Origin of the sequence: [Mycobacterium] manitobense (genome assembly GCF_025821665.1) — a bacterium.
In the GTDB taxonomy this organism is placed as follows: Bacteria; Actinomycetota; Actinomycetes; order Mycobacteriales; family Mycobacteriaceae; genus Mycobacterium; species Mycobacterium arseniciresistens.
Map to the genome: position 1 here is coordinate 164,796 of NZ_JACKSJ010000148.1, position 21,786 is coordinate 186,581.

Consider the following 21,786-nt stretch of genomic DNA (forward strand, 5'->3'; position numbering starts at 1 on the left):
TAACAGGCGATGAACCGTACGCCCGTGAAGTCGCCTAGAGTTGGGGTATGCCCGCAAAAACTGAAGCCGCCGAGCTCGGCGACGTCGAACCACTGGCCGACAGCACTGCCCGTCAGGCCAGGCAGGTGGTGGCCGCCTACGCCACCGATGCCGACGAATGCCGGGTCTTCCTCTCGATGCTCGGCATTGGACCGTCGAAAATCGAGGCGTAGGTGTCACCGGAGGCCGGCGCACAGTCCGACTCCGGGGACTCCGACTTCGTCGTCGTGGCCAACCGGCTGCCGATCGACATCGAGCGCCACCCGGACGGCACCACGACCTACAAGCGGAGCCCCGGTGGCCTCGTCACGGCGCTGGAGCCGCTGCTGCGTAAGCGGCACGGGGCGTGGATCGGCTGGGCGGGCGTCCCCGACAGCGACGAAGACCCGATCGACGACGACGGCCTGCAGCTCTACCCGGTGTCGCTGTCGGCCGACGACGTCGCCAAGTACTACGAGGGATTCTCCAACGCCACGCTGTGGCCGCTCTACCACGACCTGATCGTCAAGCCGATCTACCACCGCGAATGGTGGGAGCGCTACGTCGAGGTCAACCGGCGGTTCGCCGAGGCCACCGCACGTGCGGCGGCAAAGGGCGCGACGGTGTGGGTGCAGGACTACCAGCTGCAGCTGGTGCCCAAGATGCTGCGGATGCTGCGGCCCGACCTCACCATCGGATTCTTCCTGCACATCCCGTTCCCGCCGGTCGAGCTGTTCATGCAGATGCCGTGGCGCACCGAGATCATCGAGGGTCTGCTGGGCGCCGACCTGGTGGGCTTCCACCTGCCCGGCGGCGCGCAGAACTTCCTGATCCTGGCCCGCAGGCTGGTCGGGGCCAACACCTCACGCGGCAACGTCGGTGTGCGATCCAGATTCGGTGAGGTGCAGGTCGGCTTCCGCACCGTCAAGGTCGGCGCGTTCCCGATCTCCATCGACTCGGCCGAACTCGACACCAAGGCACGGAACCGGGAGATCCGGCAGCGGGCCCGCGCGATCCGTGCCGAGCTCGGGAACCCCCGCAAGATCATGCTGGGTGTCGACCGGCTCGACTACACCAAGGGCATCGACGTCCGCCTGCATGCGCTGTCCGAACTGCTCGACGAGAAACGAGTGGACCGCGACGACACCGTGCTGGTGCAGCTGGCGACCCCGAGCCGGGAACGCGTCGAGAGCTACATCGCGATGCGCGAGGACATCGAGCGTCAGGTCGGCCACATCAACGGCGAGCACGGCGAAGTCGGCCACCCCATCGTGCACTACCTGCACCGGCCGATTCCCCGCGACGAGTTGATCGCGTTCTTCGTCGCCGCAGACGTCATGCTGGTCACGCCACTGCGCGACGGCATGAACCTGGTGGCCAAGGAGTACGTGGCCTGCCGCAGCGATCTCGGTGGCGCGCTGGTGCTCAGCGAATTCACCGGCGCCGCAGCCGAACTGCGACAGGCGTACCTGGCCAATCCGCATCACCTCGAGGGCGTCAAGGACGCGATCGAGGCGGCGCTGAACCAGGCGCCAGAGGAGGGCAGGCGCCGGATGCGCGCGCTGCGCCGGCAGGTGCTCGCCCACGACGTCGACCGGTGGGCGCGGGCTTTCCTCGACGCGTTGGCCGACACCGAGTCACCGCGCGCCTAGATCGGCGTGATGTAACTGATCAGCCACTTCCCGTCGATTCGTTCGTACTCCACCCGCAGTCGTGCGCCGTCGTAGATCGGTTGGTCGCGATTCGACTTCTCGGACACGGTGCGGTTGATGTACACCATCACCGCTGCCGAGTTGCGCTGCGCATTCAGGACTCCGACGCCGACTACGTTGGCTTGGCTGACTACCTCTCGCTCCCGCGCCTGCGGAATGATGTCGGCGTTCGCCCTCTGCTCGAATTCCCTTCGATAGTCGGGCGTGAGCAGGTTGTAGGAATCGATGAGGTTGCGCTCGACCGTCTTGTAGTCGTAGGTGAATACCGTCGGGATTTGTTGCTGCGCAAGTGGTCCGAGTTCGTCGCGGGCCGACTGCTCTCCACGCGTCTCCACCCGCTGCCAGTAGAGGCCACCACCCACGGCGGCCAGGCTGACGAACGCAACCGCCATCAGCCCGATGATTCCGCTGACGAGCCAGCGCATCAGTTGCCGCCGTTGGGATAGTTGAGGTCGTAGGCCGTCATCCGCCCGTCGTCATCCTCGTGCACGACGATGCGCAGCCGGTACGGCTGCGATGGCCTGTTGTTGCCGTCCATGTCGCTGGCCGTGACCCGAGCCGACACCAACACCGCCGCGTTCTTACTGATGTCGTCGAAGCTTTCCAAAGCAGCACCGTTGATCACCGTCTCCGAACTGCCGCCGGTGTCCCGGAAAATCGCCTTGAGGTTCACCACGTTGTTGTTCTGGCTGAACATGTCGCGCAATGGCCCGCTGGTGCCGTCGTAGAAACGGTCGACACTCTCGTCGATGGTGTCCTGCCTGAAGCTGAACATGTTCACCACGGTCTGTGTCGCCGTGTCGACGAACCGCTGGTTGCGTGCTTGCGTTGCTTCCGTGTGTTGTTTCTGGACGATCAGTACCGCCACTGCAACGCCGAGAACACTCGTCGCGACGAGCCCGGACACCAAAGCAACGACTGCGACCAGCCGTCGGTGCGGCATCCGGCGTGGCGGGGGCGCAGCCTTCCGGAACTTGCGTGCAGACGTTGCACCGGTCGGCTTCGCGGTCTCAACGCGCGCAACGGCGGCCTCGGCGGCTTTACCGTTCGCCGGCCCTGCAGGCCGGGAAGCGCGGCGACGTCGGGCCTGTTCCGGACGGGCCGAAGTAGGCGTCATCAGGTCTGCCTCGGATAGAGCATGAGATCAACCCAATTCTCCTGCGGCCGCATGTCAGCGACACCGGGGGCATACACCCCGCTACCGCCGGCCGGATCGACGAAAACCCCGGTGTTCTGGTCATACGTCCCGTAAGCCGCCCCGCTCGCCTGCGGCACCGGCGCATCGGGTGGCGGCGGAGCTGCGGGTGGCGGCGGAGCTGCGGGGGCTTGTGGCAGAGCCGCGGTGTTGTAGGGCCCAGCGAATATCGGCGGCGGTGTTGGAGGACCGTTGATCGCCGGCCCGACCGGCGGCGGTGGCCATGCCTGCGGGTACGGCGCCGGCGGTATCCACGCCGTCAGCGGCGGTGGCGGTGGGCCATCGTTCGGAGGCGGAATGTACGGCCACGGTTGATGTGGCGCCGGCCCCGGGCCGGTTTGGACCCCGGGCGGTACCAAGCCCGGCGCGACGGGGTATCCCGGGTCCGGGTCGTTCTCCGGTGGAATATAGGGAAACTTGTTGGGCGGGAAGATGTTGCGCCCATCCTCGGGCGTGTCGTCCTCCAGGACGTCCATCGGTGTACCGATCGGCACCGGCGGACCGCGCCACGGGCTGTTACCGATCGGGACATAGCCACGGGGGTCGCGGCACAACTGGATCGTCGGCGCGCGCTTGCCGGGGAACTCCTGACAGGGATAGTTTCTCGCGCCGCGCACAACCATCGGATCGTTCTGCGCGACTTTGCAGTACAAGTCGTTGGGTAGCTCGCGCAGCGTGGTGTCGCCCGGCGTGCGAATCTCCGACGGCGGTAAGAATCCAGTGTTGCACGGCGGCGGATCATTGATCGAGATCTTGAAGTCCTGCTTGCCACCTTCGTCCGCGGGAAGTTGGCCGCCGATCGTCAGCAGCGATGCCTGCAGGGCAGGAAAGATGACCAGCGCCTGTTCGATCGACCTGTGGTAGATGACGCCGACGCGGCCGAAGTTGGCCAAGTTGGCCGCGAGCACCGGGAACGAGGGCCGAATGCCCGCAAACGTCTCGCCGGCTTCGGCGGCCGCCGCCGGTGCCTCCGCAAGCAGCGCACGCAGTTGCGGATCGGCGTTGGCCAATTCGGTGGTCAAGCGCGCAAGGCCGTCGGCCGACGACCGGATGTCGTCGCCACTGCGAATCTGCGCCTCGAGGAACGGTTCAGCCTGGTCGATCAGCGTCGCGGTCTGCGGCCAACTTGCGTTGGCCTCGTCGATCAGCGCCCGTGCCGATTGGATGAGTCGCGCCAGTTCGGGCCCTGAGCCGTTGAACGCGTCGAACGTCTCGCGAAGGAGGTCCTGGATGCGAGTGTTGTCGAGGCTGTTCACCAATTGGTCTGCCTCACCCAGCAACTCGGCGACGTCCTGCGGTATCGCCGTCCGTTCCTTCGGGATGGTTGCACCGTTGTGCAGCAACGCCGGCGAGGGATCGGCGGGCGGAACGAAATCAACGTATTGTTCGCCGATCGCAGACACACTCTTGACGGTGGCGGTCGAGTTCGCCGGAATCTTGACATCGCTGTTGAGTTCCATGCGCGCGGCGACGCCGTCGTCGGTCAACTCCACGGCCTGGACGCGGCCGGCTTGCACGCCGCGATAGGTGACATTGGCGTTCTCATACAGCCCGCCACCGGCGACGAATTCGGCCGTGACACCGTACACACCGACGCCCAGCCGGGCGGGTACACGGAGGTAGAAAAAGGAGATCGCGCCGACGGTGACCACGGTCACGAGAGCGAAGATCATCAGTTGGATTCGCGCGGTTCGGTTGAGCATTACTCGGGCGGCACCTCCTGGCCCGACGCGGTACCGGGCGGGATCTTGAACGGATCAGCGGCCTGCCCGGACAGGTTCGCCATCTCACCGGTCAAGAACTCCGGCGGGTTGACGACTTCGGCGAGGCGCTTCATGTTCGGGTCGAAGAACGACGTCGTGAAGATGGTCTCGCCGAGCCGGCGGATGGTCAGATCGAATGTGGAGAAGATGTTGAAGTAGTCACCCCTGGCCACTCGATGCAGATTCTTGCCCGGGAACGGGAAGGTCGCCAGGCTGTCCAGCGAGGAGACGAGGTCCGCACGGTTGTCATTGAGCGGCTTGATCACCGCGTACAAGTCGATCAAGTCCTCCGCGAAATCGTCCTTGGTTTCGGCCAGGATGCGTGATCCGACGGTGGCGAAACTCTGCAGTGCGGCGAACGCGTCAACGATGTTCGTCCGATTGTCGTTGAGCACGCGCAACGCTGCCGGAAGGGTGTCCAGGGTCCGGCCGAGACTGTCCTTGCTGCGGGCGAGGACTCCGGCGAAGCGGTTCAGGCCTTCGACAGCGGCGATGATGTCGTCGGTCTGCCGGTTCAACGACGCGGTCAGCTCGGCGAGCCGCGGGATCAGGCCCGCGAACTGGCCCTCACGGCCGGCCACCCCGTTGTAGACCTCTTGGGTAATATCCTGCAGCGCACCGAGATTGCCCTTGTTGACGACCACACCCAAGGCGGACAGCACTTCCTCGGTAGTGGGGTAGCGGCCGCCCTGGCTCCACGGGATCTCCGACCCGTCACGTAGCTCGCCCACCGGCGCTTGATCGGCCGGAGCCGATAGCTCGATGTGCTGCGAACCCAACAGTGATGTCTGCGCGACCCTGGCCGTTGCGTTGGCCGGCAGCCGGACTTCGCGGTCAAGGGACAGTTGCACCGCAGCATAGAAGCTGCCATCTGCCCGCTGCACAGCCTCGACCCCCGACACGCTGCCGACGGTGACGTCGTCGACCATCACGGGCGAGTTCTGCGGCAGAGTGGCAACGTCGGGCAGCTCCACGGCGATGGTGTAGGCGCCCGCGCCGTGACCGGCCGTGCCGGGCATGTTCAGGGAGTTCAGCCCGCCGAACTGGCACCCGGTGAGCAGGACGACGCCGGACCCGATGGCCACCATGCGCCTGCTCACGCGGCCACAGTTGATGGTCAATGACTTTCGCGTCATCCTCCGCCTCCGTGTTGTTGCGGAGCGACCGGCTGCACCGGCGCGCCGATCTCGGCCGGAAGCGGACCGGGCGCAGCTGGTGCTGGCGGCGCACCCGGAGCCGGACCGGGCGGCGGACCACCAGGCGCTGGACCGGGCGGCAGTACCACCGGACCGAGTGTGTACGGCTGCGCAGGCGGCGGCGGGCCGGGAACCGGGTTCGGGGGCAGCAGCAACGATGTGGGATCTCCTCCCTCACCGGCACGGGGCGGGAACCGCCCATCGCTGGGGATCCACTCGAGGTGTGGGATGTAGGTCTGCGCCTTCGCCTCGGTCGCCGGGGTGTCGTAGATCACCTGGCCCTTATACGCGGTGATCGTGTTGATCCCGTGCGCCATGAAGGGCGGGTAGTTCACCGCCAGGCGCTTGAGCACCGGAGCCATCCGCTGGCGGCAGATCTCGGATCGCTTGTCATAGTCGGGCATCCCCGCCGCGTCGAAATTGCCGCAGATGAACTGCACCGGATTGGCGAACTCCGGCAGGCCCAGAAGACCATTCGCGGTGCCCTGCGCCGGGTTGTAGATGTTGTAGAAGTTCGCCATCGCGTTCGGCAGGACGTGGAGTATCTGCTCGACGTCGTCAGTCTGGGTTGTCAGGATGCTGGTGAAGTCGGTCAGCCTGTTGACGTTGTCGATCAGCACCGCGTTGTTCTCGTCGAGGAAGCCGCGGACGTCCGACAGGGCCTGGTTGAGACTGCCCAAGGTGTCGTCCAGCCCCACCGCGCTGTCGGCCAACACCTGAGAGACCGAGGCCAAATGCCCGCTGAACTGCACGATTTGCTCGTTGCTCCTCGACAGCGCGTCGACCAGGATCTGCAGGTTCTTCACCGTGCCGAACAGGTCCATGCGTGAGTCGCCCAGCCGCCCCGCAGTCTGCGACAATTCGCGCACGGCTTGTCGAAACGAGTCGCCGTTTCCGTCGAAGGTATCGGCGGCCTGATTGACGAAGCTACTCAACGGGCCGTGAACTTCGCCCGCCGACGGTCCGAGTTGCCGGCTGAGCCTGGTCAGCTCGGTCTTGACGTCGTCCCACTCGACCGGCACGGCGGTGCGGCCCAACTCGATGGTGCCGCCATCCTCCATTGCCGGACCCTGACTATAGGTAGGGGTCAGCTGAATGAACCGGGCAGCCACGAGGTTCGGTGCAATGACCACCGCGCGAGCGTCGGCGGGCACTTTGACGTCTTCCTTCACCCTCATGGTGATCTTGACGGCATCGGCCTGCGGCGAGATGGATTCGATCGAGCCGATGGGCACGCCGATGATACGAACCTCGTCGCCCGGATAGACGCCCGCCGCCGAGGTGAAGTATCCGACCACTGTGTACGTGGAGACTCGCGGCCACACCATGGAGACGCCACCGATCAGCGCAACCAGCAGCGCGGCGATGACGCCGTAGCGCAAGAGGCGGCTCACGGCGACTTCGGCCTTATTATCAGCCGCTCGTTGATGAACCCGCGCAGAAGGTCGGCAAGGCTGTCCGGAATCTTGCCCGGTTGGAAGTAGAGATCCAGTAGCAGGGCCGACTGAGTAGTGTTGGGTATCGCATTGGGCAGGTTGACCATGAAACCCGAGCCGGAGGCGACCGACTCGCCGAGCGCAGTGGCGTAGCCCGGCAGACGCTTCAGCGCCTCACTGATGTGTTCACGGCGTTCGAGCAGGTTGTCCAACACCAAATTCAGTCTCCTCAGGGCGGGGCCGAATTCGCGGCGGTTATCGGCGACGAACCCCGAGATCTGCTGTGACACATCGTCGATGCCGGCGATCAGACTGCTCAGGGCGGCCCGTCGCTCATCGAGCGCGGCGAAGAGCTGATTGCCGTCGGTGATGAGCTGGTTCACCTGACCGGCCCGGTCTGCGAGCACCGCCGTCACCGACCTGGCGCGTGTCAACAGCTGGCCCAGCGCTTCGTCGTTGGCGTTGATGCTGCGCGACAACGTGGCCACCCCGTCGAGCGTGCGGCGCAGCTCGGGCGTCGCGTCGCGGAACGAATCGGTCAGCACCTGCAACGCCTGGGTCAACTGGTCCTTGTCGAGCACACCGGAATTCTGACCGAGATCCTGCAGCGCCATGTTCAAGGTGTACGGAGCAGTGGTGCGGCTCAGAGGAATCGATGTCACCGACCCGCCACCCTGCGGGACGATCCCCAGCGACCTCTCCCCCAGAACGGTCTCGGTCCTGATCGATACGAGAGTCTGATCGCCGAGCCTGACCTTGCGGTCGACGGTGAATGCCACCTTTGCGGCGTCGCCGGCGAGGCCGACTTCGGTCACTTTGCCGACCGTGATGCCGGAGATGTTGACGTCGTTGCCCGGCGAGATACCACCTGCGTCGGCGAAGAACGCCTCGTAGGACTTGCCTTGCGGATAGAACGGCAAGCTGGTGTAGCCGAACGCGACGATCACGACACACGCCACGACCGCGATCCCGAAGATGCCCGCCCGGATGGTCTTATCCATTGTCTGAACACCTGCCCTTCGACGGGTCCGGCACGCCACCGATCGGCAGGAAGATGTCGCTGCCTGCTGGGCCGTTGAATTTCAGCGTCACCGTGCAGATGTAGTAATTGAAGTATGACCCGTACGCACCAAGGGAATTGAGCCGCAGATAGTTCTCGGCCAACGGTTCGATGACTCGATTGACCTCATCCTTGCGATTGTCGAGCTCGGTCGCCAGCGGACGAAGGTTCTCGAGCACGCCCTGCAGCGGCCGTCGCGAATTGGCGAGCATGTCGGTCAGATCCGCTGAGGCGGATGCCAGCGGCGGAATGGCCCCTGCGATCGGGTCCCGGCCCTCCGCCAGTCCGCTGACCAGCTTCTGGAGCTCGTCCACGCTGGCATCGAACTCGACGCTCTTCTCGTCGATGGTCCCCAGCACCTCGTTGAGATTCCGGATCGCCTCGGAGATCACCTGATAGCGATCGCCCAGTGTCTGGCTGAATGTTCCGGTTTCCGAGAGCAATCGAGACAGCGCACCACCCTCGCCTTGCAGCGATTCGATGACCGCACCACTTATCTGGTTGATCTGCTCGCCATCGAGACCCTTGACCACAGGGCGCAAGCCACCGAGCAGAGCATCGAGATCCAAGGCCGGCTGGGTCTGGTCGATGGGAACCATGCCACCCGACGGCAACTTCCGAAGCTCGCCCGGACCCGAGGTGATCTCCATATAGCGGTCGCCGACGAGGTTCTCATAGCGGATCGCGGCGCGCGTCGAGGTGTACATCTGATACTTCTTGTCGATGTTGAACGCCACGTCAACGGTGTTGTCGGGGTTCAGTTTCACATCGCCGACACTGCCCACCGGAACGCCGGCGATCCGCACGTCCTCGCCGCCCTTCAGCCGCGAGGCGTCGGCGAACGTGGCGTGGTAAGAGTTGCTCGATGCGAACCGGATTTCGCCGAAAACCACCACCAGACCGGCGGAGATGAGCAGCATGACCACCGCGAAGACGCTCACCTTGATCAGATTTCCCCGGCGGCTCATCAGAAGTCGTCTCGTTCTGCGAATGCCCCGTTGAACAAGAACTGGAAGGTACTCGGGGCGTCGACCTGCACCTCGGTGAACGGCTCGTAGGGAATGACGGCGTTGTCGGTGACCAGGAAGGGCGAACGGTAGAAGGAGCCGCCGAATTGCTTGCTGGGGAGGTTGGGTAGGCCGCGGCAGTTAGGACCACCCGACGCATTCACGATCGGCAGACTCTCTGGATACGTGTACGACGGCACGCCCAGCACGAAGCTGGAACTGACCATCGCGCCGGGTTTCATGCCACCGACGATGCTTCCACCCCGTTCGGCCCCCTTCTTGACACCCTGCACTATGCAGCCGAGTACCGGCGAATAGTCCCCCAGCACCGTCAACGGCGCTCGCAGCCGCTGGATCGCTGCGATGTAGTCGTCTGCCGCCGGCTCCAAGGTTGCGTATCCTTCGTTCGCCAAGCCGGTTGCCGCGAGCAGCGTCGCGTTGAGGTTCTCCTGCTCATCGACGATCGTGTTGCTGATGGTCGGCACGTTGTCGATCACGGTGACCAGATCGGGAGCGGCATCGCCGTAGATGTTGGCGACCGTCGCTGTCTGCGCGAAGTCCGATTCGACAGTGGGCAACTTCGGATTCAGTTGCGTCAGATACTGATTCAACCCTGCAAGGCTACCGCCGAACTCGTCACCGTGACCGCGCAACCCCTCGGCGATCGCCGATATGGTCGCGTTGAGATTCATCGGGTCGACCTTGTGCAGCACGTCGATCAGGGTCTGGAACAGCGTGTTTGCTTCCAGTTGCACGGCTTGGGCGGCGACGGTGGCGCCGGGACGCAACGGCGCATCCGACGGTTGCTCCGGCGACATGAAATCTACTGACTTCGCACCGAACACGGTGGTGCTGGCGATTCGTACCAGCGCGTTCGACGGGACGAAACGCAACTGGTCCTCGTTGATCGCCAGCGTCAACTTCGCCTGATCGCCCGTGTAGGCGATGTCTTCGACCTTGCCGATCTGGATACCGCGGTACTTGACCTTGGCTTCCTTGTCCATCACCAACCCGGCCCGCGGTGACATCACCGTCACGTTCTCGGTCGGGCTGAACGCCGCGGTATACGACAGATAAGTCAACACCGTGAACGCCACGATGATCGTCGCCAGCGCTGCGGCGGCGATCCTGATCGCGGTGGTCCTCGACACGACGTCTGCCCTCCCCTTCTACCCCGAGAGGTTGAAATTACCGGACGCGCCGTACACGGCGAGTGCAATGAACAAGGTGATGACGACCACGACAATTAGCGACGTCCGTACCGCTTGACCTACCGCGACGCCTACGCCAACGGGTCCGCCGGAGGCGTTGTATCCGTAGTAGGTGTGCACCAGCATCACCGCGACCGCCATCACGATGGCCTGGGCGAAAGACCACAGCAGGTCCGTCGGTATCAGGAACGTGTTGAAGTAGTGGTCGTAGAGACCGCCGGATTGTCCGTTGACGTAGACGGTGATCGTGCGGGCGGAGAAGAACGCAGCCAAGGTCGCCAGCGAGTACAACGGAACGATCGCGACCAACCCGGCGATGATGCGGGTGGACACCAGGTAGGAGAGTGAATGTATGGCCATCGCCTCGGTGGCATCGATCTCCTCGGCGATGCGCATCGCACCCAGTTGGGCGGTGGTGCCGGCGCCGATGGTGGCGGCGAGCGCAATGCCGGCGATGATCGGCGCAACGATGCGCACGTTGAGAAACGCGGAGAGGAACCCGGTCAGCGCCTCGATGCCGATGTTGCCGAGCGACTCGTAACCCTGGACCGCGATGACGCCGCCGGACGCCAGGGTCAGAAACGCCGCGACGCCGACCGTGCCGCCGATGAGCAGCAGCGCACCGGAGCCCAGCGTCATCTCGGCGATCAGCCGGAGTGTTTCCTTGCGGTAGTGCCCCAGCGCGTGCGGGATGTATCGGATCGACTCGGCGTAGAACAATGCCTGCTCGCCGAACGTGTCGACAGCCCGAGGCAGCCATCGGAACGCACGCCGGATTCGCAGCGACGCGTCGTAACTTCCGAGCTGACTCATTGGGTGATCCGAACGCCGATCGCCGTCATCAGCACATTGATCACGAAGAGGCAGATGAAGGCATAGATGACGGTCTCGTTGACAGCTTCTCCGACACCCTTGGGCCCGCCCTTGACGGTGAGGCCTCGGTAGCACCCGACCAATCCGGCCATGACGCCGAACAAAAGGGCCTTGACTTCTGAGATCACCAACTCGGGCAACCCGGTCAGGATGGTCAGGCCGCTGATGAACGCTCCCGGATTCACGCCCTGCAGGAGCACGGAGAACACGTAGCCGCCGCTCAGGCCGATCGCAATCACCAGACCGTTGAGCAACATGGCCACGACCGTCGACGCCAGCACCCGCGGCACGACGAGTCGTTGGATGGGATCGATGCCGAGCACCCGCATCGCGTCGATCTCCTCCCGAATGGTGCGAGCGCCCAGATCGGCGCAGATCGCAGTCGCCCCCGCGCCGGCGACGACGAGCACGGTCGAGATCGGACCCAGCTGGGTGACGGTGCCGAACGCGGTTCCGGAGCCCGACAGATCCGCGGCGCCGAGTTCGCGCAGCAGAATGTTGAGGGTGAACGCGACCAGCACCGTGAACGGAATCGAGATCAGCACCGTCGGAATGAGCGAAACCCTGGCGATCATCCAGGTCTGGTCGAGAAACTCCTGAAACTGGAACGGCCGACGGAACGTGGCTCGGAGAGTTTCGACGGACATCTGCATGAAACCGCCCACAGCCCGAGCCGGGACCGCGAGCTGTTCGAACAACCTCGGCTCCGTTCTCAGGGCGGGGGGAGTTGTCGGGATCTCGCCGTTGGCGAAAAACCCCGGACCGCTTGTGACGGCGGCCATTCCACCCCTGGTTTAAGCACTGCTCTTAGTGAGCCGGCTCATACTAACTAGAACAAGTTCGCAGTGTCAATGAACCGCAAAACCGGTCCATTTCGTTATATTCACGCTGGTCAGCGCCAGTGTGACACAGATCATTCTGAAACGTGTTCTAGTCGCATCGGCCGACTGACAACCGAGACTGTCAGTCTCGTGACTCCATCAGCTCGGTGGCGGAGAAGCCGCGCTCGGGATCCCGGTCAGCAAAGTATTCGCGCAGTGTCGAACTCAGCTCCACGGGGTCCCACGCGTCGGCGTCGGCGGTGAACTGATGCTCCGCGACCGGCGCCGCCACCAACGTGACAGTCGGACCATAGACGATGAAGAGTTGTCCGTTGACCCCTCCCGAGGCGGGTGACGCCAGAAACCGGACCAGGTTCACGACGTGGTCGGTCGACAGCGGATCGACCTGCCCCGTCGGCAGCTCCGGGGCGTCGCCGAAGACACCGGCGGTCATCGCGGTGCGGGCCCGCGGCGCGATGGCGTTCGCCCGCACGCCGAAGCGCTCGAGTGCGCGCGCCGCCGACAAAGTCAGCGCGGTGATGCCGGCCTTGGCGGCGCCGTAATTCGGCTGGCCGACCGGACCGGACAGGCCTGCCTCCGACGAGGTGTTGATGATGCGTCCGTAGACGGTCCCATCCCCGGCCTTCGCCTTGGACCGCCAGTAGGTGGCCGCATTGCGAGTGAGCAGGAAGTGCCCGCGCAGGTGCACGGCGATGACGGCGTCCCACTCCTCGTCGGACATGTTGAACAGGATTCGGTCGCGGGTGATGCCGGCGTTGTTGACGACGATGCCGAGCCCGCCGAGGCCGTCGGCCGTCTCCACCAGTTCGTCGGCGGTGGCGCGCTCACTGATGTCGCCGGCCACCGCGACGCCCTTGGCGCCGGCCGCGGCGATCTCGTCGAGCACGTCGGACTTGTCGAGCGCCGCGGCGATGTCGTTCACCACGACCGACGCGCCGGCCTGCGCGAGCCCGATCGCCTCGGCGCGGCCCAGCCCGGCGGCCGCGCCGGTCACGACGGCGACCCGTCCGGACAGATCGGTCACGTCTGAATCAGTCAATTTATGAATACCTCTAGTCTTTCCGGATCAGGGCGGCACGGGGGCATTCGGCGACGGACTGCTCGGCGACGTCCTCCTGGTCGGCGGGCACCGGATCCTGCTTGACGACGGCATAGTCCTCGTCGTCGAGATCGAACAGATCCGGGGCAATCCCCACGCAGACCGCATTGCCCTCGCAACGGTCCCGGTCGACTTCCACTCGCATGACAACCTCCTTGCAACCGCTGTTCGGACGGCCCGCCCGTGACGAAGGGTCAGAATACGACCCCGGCTTCAGGCGCGTGTGCAACACCGGCCTGGACCCCAAGACTAGAACGTGTTACAACCAGGTGGATACCAGGGTGCCCACGGCAGGGTGCCGACAAGTGAGGATTCACCGCCATGCGGATCGGCTACAGCCCCGAACAGGAGGAGTTGCGCCGCGAACTGCGCGCCTACTTCGCCAAGCTCATGACGCCCGACCGGGCCGAGGCACTCGCCTCCAACGACGGCGAGATGGGGCGCGGCAACGTCTACCGCGAGACCGTCGCGCAGATGGGCAGGGACGGCTGGCTGACGCTGAACTGGCCGACGGAGTACGGCGGCCAGGGCCGCCCGCCCATCGACGCGCTGATCTTCACCGACGAGGCGGCGATCGCCAACGTCCCGGTCCCGTTCCTCACCATCAACAGCGTCGCGCCGACCATCATGGCGTTCGGCACCGAGGAGCAGAAGAAGTTCTTCCTGCCCCGCATCGCCGCCGGGGAACTGCACTTCTCGATCGGCTACTCCGAACCCGGCGCGGGCACCGACCTCGCCTCGCTGCGCACCACCGCGGTGCGCGACGGCGACGACTACCTGATCAACGGCCAGAAGATGTGGACCAGCCTGATCGCCTACGCCGACTACGTCTGGCTGGCAGTGCGGACCAATCCGGAGGCCAAGAAGCACCGCGGCATCTCGATGCTCATCGTGCCCACCACGGCCGACGGCTTCTCCTGGACGCCGGTGCACACGATGTCGGGCGTCGACACCAGTGCCACCTACTACCAGGACGTCCGGGTCCCCGCGACGAATCTCGTCGGCGAGGAGAACGCAGGCTGGAAGCTGGTGACCAACCAGCTGAACCACGAACGCGTCGCCCTGGTCTCCGCCCAACCGATCTATGTGGCGCTCAACGCGGTCCGCGACTGGGCGCAGCACACCAAGGACGCGCACGGCAACCGCCTGATCGACTCGGAGTGGGTGCAGCTCAACCTGGCCCGGGTGCACGCCAAGGCCGAGGTGCTCAAGCTGGTCAACTGGGAACTCGCTTCCGCCGGCGGCGCCGGTCCCTCGCCCGCCGACGCCTCGGCGGCCAAGGTGTACGGCACCGAGCTGGCGACCGAGGCCTACCGGCTGCTGATGGAGGTGCTCGGCACCTCGGCGACGCTGCGGGCCGACTCCCCCGGCGCACTGCTGCGGGGGCGCATCGAGCGGATGCACCGCTCGGCGCTCATCCTGACCTTCGGCGGCGGCACGAACGAGATCCAGCGCGACATCATCGGCATGGTCGCCCTCGGCCTGCCCCGGGTCAACCGGTAGGAAAGGGCCTCGAAATGGATTTCACGACAACCGAAGCCGCCGACGACCTCGGCGGCCTGGTCCGCACCATCACCGAGTCGGTGGTCACCCCCGAGCACCAGCGCGCGCTCGACAAGCAGGAGCACCGCTTCGACCGGGAACTGTGGCAGAAGCTGATCGACGCCGACGTGCTGAGCACCACCGCCCCCGAGTCGCTGGGCGGCGGCGGTTACGGGGTGCTCGAGGAAGTGGCGGTGCTGGTGGCCCTGGGCCGCCAGCTGGCCGCGGTGCCGTACCTCGAATCGGTGGTACTGGCCGCCGGTGCGCTCGCCGCGTTCGGAACCGAGGCGCTGCAACAGGAGTGGGCGGCGCCCGCGGTCACCGGCGGCAAGGTGCTCACGATCGCCCTGGACGGCGAGATGGGCGAAGGTCCGGTCCGTGCGACGGCGAGCGGCGGGAACCACACCCTGACCGGCACCCGCACCCAGGTCCCCTACGCGCCGGTGGCCGACGCGTTCCTGGTGCCGGCCGAAACGGACTCCGGCACCACGGTCTTCCTGGTGAGCAAGGACGACCCGGGGGTCTCGGTGCGCGCGCTGGAGACCACCGGACTGGGCAGCGTCGGATACCTGGAGTTGCAGGGCGTCGACGTCGGCGGCGACCGCGGACTCGGCGACGCGGTGTCGTGGCTGACCGCGAGGTCCATGCTCGGCCGAAGTGCCTTCCAGCTCGGCGTGCTGGAGCGCGCGCTCGAGCTGACCGCCGAATACGCCAGGGAGCGCGAGCAGTTCGACCGGCCCATCGGCAGCTTCCAGGCGGTGTCGTCGCGGCTCGCCGACGGCTACATCGACATCAAGGGCCTCCGGCTCACCCTGACCCAGGCGGCCTGGCGGCTGTCGGAGGACCTCGCGTCCGACATCGACGTCGCCAGTGCGGCGTTCTGGGCGGCCGAGGCCGGCCACCGGGTCGCCCACACGACGGTGCACGTGCACGGCGGCGTCGGCATCGACATGGACCACCCGGTGCACCGGTACTTCCTGGCCGCCAAGCAGACCGAGTTCGCGGTCGGCGGCGCCACCGGTGCGCTGCTGCGCATCGGCCGCGAGCTGGCCGACACCCCGGTCTGACCGTGGACGGCGGGCCGACCGTCGGTCGACTGCTCGAACCGTTGGCCGAGGTCGACGACCGTGGTGTGTACGCCGACGACTCGTTCGTCAGTTGGCGGCAACACCTGGCCGACGGCGCGGCACTCGGTGCGGCGCTGCGGGCGCGGCTGGACCCGAACCGCCCGCCGCACATCGGTGTGCTGCTGGGCAATACGCCGTTCTTCTCCACGGTGCTCGTCGCCGCGGCCTTGACTGGGCTGGTGCCGGTGGGGCTCAACCCCACTCGCCGCGGCGCCGCACTCGCCCGCGACATCGACCGCGCCGACTGCCAGCTGGTGCTCGCCGACGACGCGGGTCCGGTGCCAGACGGGGTGGAGTTCGTCGACGTCGGGTCGACGGCGTGGGCCGACGAGCTGGCCGCGCAGCACGGCACCCCGGTGCGGTTCGCCGACGTCGCGTCCGACGACCTGTACATGCTGATCTTCACCTCCGGCACCAGCGGTGAACCCAAGGCGGTACGCGTCACTCACGAGAAGGTGGCGTTCCCCGGCCGGATGCTCGCCGACCGGTTCGGCCTCGGCCCGGCGGACACGTTCTACCTGTCGATGCCGCTGTTCCACTCCAACGCGATCATGGCCGGCTGGGCGGTGGCCGCGGCCGCCGGCGGGTCGATCGCGCTGCGGCGCAGGTTCTCCGCCTCGGCTTTCATGTCCGACGTCCGCCGCTTCGGCGCCACCTACGCCAACTACGTCGGTAAACCGCTGTCCTACATCCTCGCCACGCCGGAGCGCGACGACGACGCCGACAATCCGCTGAAGTTCCTGTACGGCAACGAAGGTGCGCCGCGCGACCTGGACCGCTTCGCGCGGCGGTTCGGCGTGGTGGTGGTCGACGGCTTCGGGTCCACCGAGGGCGGGGTGTCGATCGCGCGCACGCCGGACACCCCGGACGGCGCACTCGGGCCGCTGACCGACGAGGTGGCCGTCGTCGACGTCGAGACCGGCGAACCATGTCCACCCGGCAAGATCGGCGAACTGGTCAATCCCCGCGGGCGCGGCCAGTTCCGCGGCTACTACAACGACCCAGACGCCGAGGCCGTACGGATGGCGGGCGGCATGTATCACAGCGGTGATCTCGCCTACTGCGACGAGAACGGTTTCGTGTACTTCGCCGGCCGGCTCGGCGACTGGATGCGCGTCGACGGCGAGAACCTGGGCACCGCGCCGATCGAGCGGATCCTGGCGCGCCATCCCGACGTCGCCCACGTGGCCGTCTATCCCATTCCCGACCCGACCGTCGGCGACCAGGTGATGGCCGCGCTGGTGCTGAGTCCCGGTGCCGGCCTCGATACCCCGCGACTACGCGAATTCCTGTCAGCTCAGGACGATCTGGGCCCCAAGCAGTGGCCGTCGTTCGTCCGCATCACCGCCGAACTGCCCCGCACCGAGACGTTCAAGGTGCTCAAGCGGCAGTTGTCCGCCGAAGGCACCGATTGCGCCGACCCGGTATGGGAGATCAGCCGGCCGGCGCGCTGACCCGGCACGGCACCCCGTTCACCACATGGGTGTTGCTCGGGACGTCGATGACGTCGACCGGGTTCAGCAGATTCGAGTTGACACCCGGATGGGCGTTGGCGACCTCGAGCCGGGTGCCGGGCCTGCCGTGGCCCCACCCGTGCGGCAGGGACACCACGCCGGGCATCATCTCGTCCGATGTCTCGACCGGTATCTCGAGTGAACCCGCGCTCGTCGTGACCACGGCGAGGCCCCCGTCCGCGACGCCTGCCGAACGGGCGTCGTCGGGATGGATCAGCAGCGTGCAGCGGTCGCGCCCGCGCATCAGGGCCGGGACGTTGTGCAGCCACGAGTTGTTGGATCTCAGGTGACGCCGGCTGGTCAACACCAGATCCGCGCTCGTGCGGTCGATCCGGTCGAGCAGGCGCGGGATGTCGTCGGTGATCCATGGGTGGATCAACTCGATCCGGCCCGACGGTGTGGTGACGGCCTCGTCGAGGCGCCCGCCGTCCAGTTCGGCCAGCCGTAGTCCGTCGGGGTGGGCGCGCACCGCGTCCAACGTCAGTCCGCCGGGCCGCAGGCCCAGCTGATCTCCCCACGGCCCCAGACGGATTCCGAGGTCCGCGAGCCTCGCCGGTCCGACGCCGGACAGCGCCGCGAACGCCTCACCCGGGTCGCGTCCCGTCAGCGGTGTTCCCGGCTGGTCGCACATCGCCGACAGCAGCCCGGTGGTGTACATGTCGTCCATCGCCGCCACGTCGACCTCCGGAACCGGAACGCCGAGCGCCGCAGCGCCCAGCCGCAGCAGGATCTCCCATTCCGCCGGGCGGCCCGGGTCGGGCGGGAACACCGGCTCCGACCACTTGAGACACGACGCGACGGCGTACATCCAGTACAGGTCGTCGCTGTGCGCGCGTTCGAGCGGCGACAGCCCGGGAAGGATGACGTGCGCGTGCCGGGTGGTCTCGTTGAGCCAGTTGTCGACCGCGATCATCGCGTCGAGCTTCGGCAGCGCCATGTCGAGCCGGCGTGCGCCGGGCGCCGAGATCACCGGATTGCCCGCCACCGTGATCAGCGCGCGGATGCGGCCCTCCCCCGGGGTGTCGATCTCCTCGGCGAGGCAACTGAGCGGGAACTGCCCGAGGACTTCCGGAGCGCCGCGGACCCGGCTGCGGAAGCGGCCGAATTCCCAGCGCTCACCTGTCTGATCGGGCGGCCTCATGAACATCGGCGAGAACACCGCGGGTTTGGCGAACACCGCCCCGCCCCGCCGGTCGACCGCCCCGAGCGCCACGTTGACGACGAACACCAGCCAAGTGGTCAGCGTGCCGAACTCCTGTGTGCAGGTGCCGATCCGGCTGTACAACACGGGCGACTGCGCCGCGGCGAGGCCGGCGGCGATGCGCCGGATGGTGGCTGCCTCGATGCCGGTGGCCGCGCTGACCCGCTCCGCGGTGAAGGGATCGGCGAGCGCGATCGCCTCGTCGAGCCCGTCCACCTTGCCCTCCAGATGCGCGGGTCGCCGGATGTCGCCGTCGGCGGCCAGGATTCGCAGAATGGCGAACAGCAGCAGCGCGTCGGTGCCGGGGCGGATGGGCACCCACTCGGTGGCGCGGTCGGCCGTGGGGGTGCGGCGCGGATCGACGACGACCACGGTGCCGCCGCGGCGACGGATGTCGGCGAGGTGTCCCATCACGTCGGGCGCGGACAGCATCGAGCCCTGGGAGGCAGCGGGGTTCGCGCCGAGGATGACGAGGTGGTCAATGCGCTCGAGGTCGGGGATCGGCGCGTTCCACATCCCGCCGAACAGCAGCGTGCCCACCACGTTGAGCGGCCACTGGTCGACGGTTCCCGGCGAGTAGTACGCGGGCATGCCCGCCGCTCCGGCCATGCCGACCAACGCGCCGATGTAGGAGGCGAGATCGAGGTTGTGCGCCACGGGATTTCCGACGTAGACGCTCAGCGCCTTGGCGCCGTCCTCCTCCAGCACCGGCCGCAGCCGCCGCTCGGCCTCGGCGAACGCCTCGTCCCATCCGACCGTGCGGTGCACACCGTCGCCGCCCTTGACCATCGGCATCCGCAACCGGTCGGGGTCCTCATGCAATTGCCCAAGTGTGGTGCCCTTCGGGCAGAGGTGGCCGCGCGACCACACGTCGTCTCCGTTGCCGCGGATGCTCAGCACCCGGGAGTCGCGCACCAGGACCCGCAGCCCGCACATCGCCTCGCAGAGCGGGCACGTCACGCGGTGGTCGGACACCTCACTGGACATGTGTCCAGGTTATGGGTTCGGGTCCCGTCCCGCGGTGGGTTGGCCGAAGCGCGGCGGCGGTAACGTCGACGGGGTGGGCTACCACGAATTCCCGCCGCCGCGCCGGCTTCGCGATCTGGTCGAGTGCGGATGGACACGCGAAGGGTCCGCCGAGCCGGGCAGGGTACTACCCGACGGATGCATGGATCTCATCCTGATGGACGGCCGCGTGGTCGTCGCCGGACCCGACACAGGCGCACACCACAGCGGCCCGCACCGGGAGACGGTGCGCGGACTGCGGTTTCGACCCGGCGTGCTGCCCCGGCTGCTGGGTGTCCCGGCGTCCGAGCTCCGCGATCACCGGGTGCCGGTGGCCGACCTGCGACCCGACGTCGCCGACCGGCCGCTGCTGGTGACGACCGACGCACTGGCCGCCGGCGAACCGGGCACCGAGACGGCGCCGTGGTCGCTGCCGGTGCTGCTCCACGTCACCGCACGCCTGGCCGACGGTGCGGCGGTGTCGGCGGTGGCCGCCGAGGTGGGCTGGTCCGCACGAACCCTGCAGCGGCACTGCGCGGCGGTGTACGGCTACGGCCCGGCGGCGCTGCGGCGGGTGCTGCGGTTCCGTCGTGCGGTGCGTCTGCTCGGCGACGGACTCGCCGCAGCCGAGGTCGCCGCGCGCGCCGGTTACGCCGACCAGCCGCACCTGCACCGCGAGGTTCGCACGCTGGCAGGCGTCGGGGTCGCTCAGCTGGGCAGCGGCGCGAACAGGTCCACCGATGTGCCGTCGGGGTCCGTCACGGTGGCGTAGCGCTGCCCCCACGGCGCGTCGAAGGGCTCGAGAGCGCCGGGATGACCTGCCGTGGTGAGCCTTTCGTACAGCGCATCGACCTGGTCGGGTGAGCCGACCCGGAATGCCAGCGCCACCCGGCCCGCCGCGACCGGCGGGGTCCACCCCGGGTGCATCCCGGCGATGGTCTCTTCGGTGTCGAACGCGAGCAGATTGCCGCCGGGCAGTTCGGCCTCGACGTGCGGGGCGCCTTCGGGTTCCGGGACGGCCAATCCCAGCAGGCGGTAGAACTCCAGCGTCCGCCGCAGGTCCTTCGCGACGATCTCGATCGTGGTTCCGGTGAGCGCGATATCCATACCGGTCACGTTAGGGACACCGGCGCGAACCGTCGTGAACAAATCGGACAGCCCAGGCAACCCGGGTGAGCTACGCTTCGCTCGCACTCGACAAGTTTGCGGTGTTGTCGTTGTGTCCCGCGTTTCCACTCCATGGAGGTCGATTGATGAAAACCAGCGGCATAACTGGAGCGGTGGCCGCGGCCGCCGTCCTCGGGCTCGCCCTGTCCGGCTGCGGCTCGGACACCGAGCCCGCCGCCTCGAGCACCAGCAGCGCCACCAGCAGTGAGAGCCCCTCCAGCACACCCTCTTCGGCAGCGGCCGCGCCCGGCAAGCTGCGCATCGCGCCGCGCGACGAGGACGCCGCCGGCGCCAACCCGACCATCGCCAGCTACATCGCCGAGAACGGCATCAAGGAGACGCCGGTCAAGATGGGCGACCCCGGCGCGCCCGTCATCGACCTCCCGATCCCCGAGGGATGGGTGACCGCCGGCGATCAGACGCCCGAGTGGGCCTATGGCGCGATCGCCTACACCGGACCGGAATCCGAGCAGTACCAGCCGTCGATCGTGGCGTTGGTGTCCAGGCTCGAGGGCAATGTCGACCCGCAGGCCATCATCGATCTCGCGTCGGGCGAGCTGAAGAACCTGTCCGGCTGGTCGGCGATGAACGAGGGCGAAACGAGCACTCTCGGCGAGTATCCCGCGTTCCAGCTGGGCGGGACGTGGGTGCAGGACGGCGTGACCAAGCTGGTCGCCCAGAAGACCGTGGTGATCCCCGGTCCCGACGCGGTGTATGTGCTGCAACTCAACGCGGACTCACTCGAGGATCAGGGCATGGTGCTGGCCCCGGCGACAATGGACATCGACGAGAAGACCACGATCACGTTCTGAGCAGGC

Annotated in this window: 21 protein-coding genes; 7 read left to right on the top strand and 14 right to left on the bottom strand. The window is 66.9% G+C overall.

Going from position 1 to position 21,786, the window contains the following annotated elements; genetic code table 11:
* Positions 1–47 precede the first annotated feature (47 nt).
* A complete protein-coding gene (locus tag H7I41_RS18455; protein WP_264014052.1) occupies positions 48–212 on the top strand; it encodes a hypothetical protein in 165 nt (54 codons plus the stop codon).
* Positions 213–1,670 (top strand): alpha,alpha-trehalose-phosphate synthase (UDP-forming), encoded by a 1,458-nt coding sequence (locus tag H7I41_RS18460; RefSeq protein WP_264014053.1) that lies wholly within the window; start codon positions 213–215, stop codon positions 1,668–1,670.
* Here H7I41_RS18460 and H7I41_RS18465 read toward each other — a convergent pair.
* The 12 genes from H7I41_RS18465 to H7I41_RS18520 form a co-directional block, all read right to left on the bottom strand.
* The gene (locus tag H7I41_RS18465; protein ID WP_264014054.1) at positions 1,667–2,155 is read right to left on the bottom strand and encodes a mammalian cell entry protein; all 489 of its coding nucleotides are present in this window, start codon (positions 2,153–2,155) and stop codon (positions 1,667–1,669) included. The two genes, H7I41_RS18460 and H7I41_RS18465, sit on opposite strands and share 4 nt — an antisense overlap.
* Positions 2,155–2,847: an Rv1363c family protein gene (locus H7I41_RS18470; protein ID WP_264014055.1), complete on the bottom strand. Its 693-nt coding sequence runs from the start codon at positions 2,845–2,847 to the stop codon at positions 2,155–2,157. Before H7I41_RS18470 ends, H7I41_RS18465 begins: the two co-directional genes overlap by 1 nt.
* Positions 2,847–4,628 carry an MCE family protein gene (locus H7I41_RS18475; protein WP_264014056.1) on the bottom strand — a complete coding sequence of 594 codons (1,782 nt, stop codon included), beginning with the start codon at positions 4,626–4,628 and terminating at the stop codon, positions 2,847–2,849. The genes H7I41_RS18470 and H7I41_RS18475 overlap by 1 nt, the downstream gene beginning before the upstream one ends.
* Positions 4,628–5,824: an MCE family protein gene (locus tag H7I41_RS18480; protein WP_276009074.1), complete on the bottom strand. Its 1,197-nt coding sequence runs from the start codon at positions 5,822–5,824 to the stop codon at positions 4,628–4,630. Before H7I41_RS18480 ends, H7I41_RS18475 begins: the two co-directional genes overlap by 1 nt.
* Positions 5,821–7,278 carry an MCE family protein gene (locus H7I41_RS18485; RefSeq protein WP_264014057.1) on the bottom strand — a complete coding sequence of 486 codons (1,458 nt, stop codon included), beginning with the start codon at positions 7,276–7,278 and terminating at the stop codon, positions 5,821–5,823. Before H7I41_RS18485 ends, H7I41_RS18480 begins: the two co-directional genes overlap by 4 nt.
* Positions 7,275–8,321 carry an MCE family protein gene (locus H7I41_RS18490; RefSeq protein ID WP_264014121.1) on the bottom strand — a complete coding sequence of 349 codons (1,047 nt, stop codon included), beginning with the start codon at positions 8,319–8,321 and terminating at the stop codon, positions 7,275–7,277. The genes H7I41_RS18485 and H7I41_RS18490 overlap by 4 nt, the downstream gene beginning before the upstream one ends.
* Positions 8,314–9,348: an MCE family protein gene (locus H7I41_RS18495; protein WP_264014058.1), complete on the bottom strand. Its 1,035-nt coding sequence runs from the start codon at positions 9,346–9,348 to the stop codon at positions 8,314–8,316. Before H7I41_RS18495 ends, H7I41_RS18490 begins: the two co-directional genes overlap by 8 nt.
* Positions 9,348–10,538 carry an MCE family protein gene (locus tag H7I41_RS18500; protein WP_264014059.1) on the bottom strand — a complete coding sequence of 397 codons (1,191 nt, stop codon included), beginning with the start codon at positions 10,536–10,538 and terminating at the stop codon, positions 9,348–9,350. The genes H7I41_RS18495 and H7I41_RS18500 overlap by 1 nt, the downstream gene beginning before the upstream one ends.
* A gap of 18 nt (positions 10,539–10,556) precedes the next feature.
* Positions 10,557–11,411, bottom strand: a complete 855-nt coding sequence (locus H7I41_RS18505) for an MlaE family ABC transporter permease (RefSeq protein ID WP_264014060.1) — start codon at positions 11,409–11,411, stop codon at positions 10,557–10,559.
* Positions 11,408–12,169 (bottom strand): MlaE family ABC transporter permease, encoded by a 762-nt coding sequence (locus tag H7I41_RS18510; RefSeq protein ID WP_264014061.1) that lies wholly within the window; start codon positions 12,167–12,169, stop codon positions 11,408–11,410. The genes H7I41_RS18505 and H7I41_RS18510 overlap by 4 nt, the downstream gene beginning before the upstream one ends.
* Positions 12,170–12,434: 265 nt before the next feature.
* Positions 12,435–13,337, bottom strand: a complete 903-nt coding sequence (locus H7I41_RS18515) for a 3-oxoacyl-ACP reductase (protein ID WP_308214637.1) — start codon at positions 13,335–13,337, stop codon at positions 12,435–12,437.
* A 28-nt stretch (positions 13,338–13,365) separates the two neighbouring features.
* A complete protein-coding gene (locus H7I41_RS18520; protein ID WP_264014062.1) occupies positions 13,366–13,557 on the bottom strand; it encodes a ferredoxin in 192 nt (63 codons plus the stop codon).
* A 176-nt stretch (positions 13,558–13,733) separates the two neighbouring features.
* Here H7I41_RS18520 and H7I41_RS18525 point away from each other — a divergent pair, with 176 nt between their 5' ends.
* From H7I41_RS18525 to fadD17, 3 genes are read left to right on the top strand one after another with little or no spacing between them, the layout of a single operon-like run.
* A complete protein-coding gene (locus tag H7I41_RS18525; RefSeq protein WP_264014063.1) occupies positions 13,734–14,915 on the top strand; it encodes an acyl-CoA dehydrogenase in 1,182 nt (393 codons plus the stop codon).
* 14 nt (positions 14,916–14,929) lie between these two features.
* Entirely contained in the window at positions 14,930–16,021 is a 1,092-nt protein-coding gene (locus tag H7I41_RS18530; protein WP_264014064.1) for an acyl-CoA dehydrogenase family protein, read from the top strand.
* A 2-nt stretch (positions 16,022–16,023) separates the two neighbouring features.
* Positions 16,024–17,535 carry a long-chain-fatty-acid--CoA ligase FadD17 gene (fadD17, locus tag H7I41_RS18535; protein ID WP_264014065.1) on the top strand — a complete coding sequence of 504 codons (1,512 nt, stop codon included), beginning with the start codon at positions 16,024–16,026 and terminating at the stop codon, positions 17,533–17,535.
* On the opposite strand, the gene H7I41_RS18540 is transcribed toward fadD17, so the two are convergent.
* Positions 17,516–19,783 carry a molybdopterin-dependent oxidoreductase gene (locus H7I41_RS18540; protein WP_264014066.1) on the bottom strand — a complete coding sequence of 756 codons (2,268 nt, stop codon included), beginning with the start codon at positions 19,781–19,783 and terminating at the stop codon, positions 17,516–17,518. The genes fadD17 and H7I41_RS18540 overlap by 20 nt on opposite strands.
* A gap of 34 nt (positions 19,784–19,817) precedes the next feature.
* On the opposite strand from H7I41_RS18540, the gene H7I41_RS18545 reads away from it, so the two are divergent.
* Positions 19,818–20,573, top strand: coding sequence for an AraC family transcriptional regulator (locus tag H7I41_RS18545; RefSeq protein WP_264014067.1), 756 nt, complete (start codon positions 19,818–19,820; stop codon positions 20,571–20,573).
* Here H7I41_RS18545 and H7I41_RS18550 read toward each other — a convergent pair.
* Positions 20,510–20,908 (bottom strand): VOC family protein, encoded by a 399-nt coding sequence (locus tag H7I41_RS18550; RefSeq protein ID WP_264014068.1) that lies wholly within the window; start codon positions 20,906–20,908, stop codon positions 20,510–20,512. The two genes, H7I41_RS18545 and H7I41_RS18550, sit on opposite strands and share 64 nt — an antisense overlap.
* Before the next feature lie 146 nt (positions 20,909–21,054).
* Between H7I41_RS18550 and lpqN the strand changes: the two genes are divergently transcribed.
* Positions 21,055–21,780, top strand: coding sequence for an envelope biogenesis lipoprotein LpqN (lpqN, locus tag H7I41_RS18555; RefSeq protein ID WP_264014069.1), 726 nt, complete (start codon positions 21,055–21,057; stop codon positions 21,778–21,780).
* The last annotated feature ends 6 nt before the right edge of the window (positions 21,781–21,786 follow it).

Coding starts and splice junctions, on each gene's coding strand:
- H7I41_RS18480 (WP_276009074.1), bottom strand. CDS start 5,824: ATGACGCGAAAGTCATTGACCATCAACTGTGGCCGCGTGAGCAGGCGC.
- H7I41_RS18540 (WP_264014066.1), bottom strand. CDS start 19,783: ATGTCCAGTGAGGTGTCCGACCACCGCGTGACGTGCCCGCTCTGCGAG.
- H7I41_RS18465 (WP_264014054.1), bottom strand. CDS start 2,155: ATGCGCTGGCTCGTCAGCGGAATCATCGGGCTGATGGCGGTTGCGTTC.
- H7I41_RS18495 (WP_264014058.1), bottom strand. CDS start 9,348: ATGAGCCGCCGGGGAAATCTGATCAAGGTGAGCGTCTTCGCGGTGGTC.
- H7I41_RS18550 (WP_264014068.1), bottom strand. CDS start 20,908: ATGGATATCGCGCTCACCGGAACCACGATCGAGATCGTCGCGAAGGAC.
- H7I41_RS18505 (WP_264014060.1), bottom strand. CDS start 11,411: ATGAGTCAGCTCGGAAGTTACGACGCGTCGCTGCGAATCCGGCGTGCG.
- H7I41_RS18525 (WP_264014063.1), top strand. CDS start 13,734: ATGCGGATCGGCTACAGCCCCGAACAGGAGGAGTTGCGCCGCGAACTG.
- H7I41_RS18530 (WP_264014064.1), top strand. CDS start 14,930: ATGGATTTCACGACAACCGAAGCCGCCGACGACCTCGGCGGCCTGGTC.
- H7I41_RS18455 (WP_264014052.1), top strand. CDS start 48: ATGCCCGCAAAAACTGAAGCCGCCGAGCTCGGCGACGTCGAACCACTG.
- lpqN (WP_264014069.1), top strand. CDS start 21,055: ATGAAAACCAGCGGCATAACTGGAGCGGTGGCCGCGGCCGCCGTCCTC.
- H7I41_RS18490 (WP_264014121.1), bottom strand. CDS start 8,321: ATGGATAAGACCATCCGGGCGGGCATCTTCGGGATCGCGGTCGTGGCG.
- H7I41_RS18470 (WP_264014055.1), bottom strand. CDS start 2,847: ATGACGCCTACTTCGGCCCGTCCGGAACAGGCCCGACGTCGCCGCGCT.
- H7I41_RS18520 (WP_264014062.1), bottom strand. CDS start 13,557: ATGCGAGTGGAAGTCGACCGGGACCGTTGCGAGGGCAATGCGGTCTGC.
- H7I41_RS18475 (WP_264014056.1), bottom strand. CDS start 4,628: ATGCTCAACCGAACCGCGCGAATCCAACTGATGATCTTCGCTCTCGTG.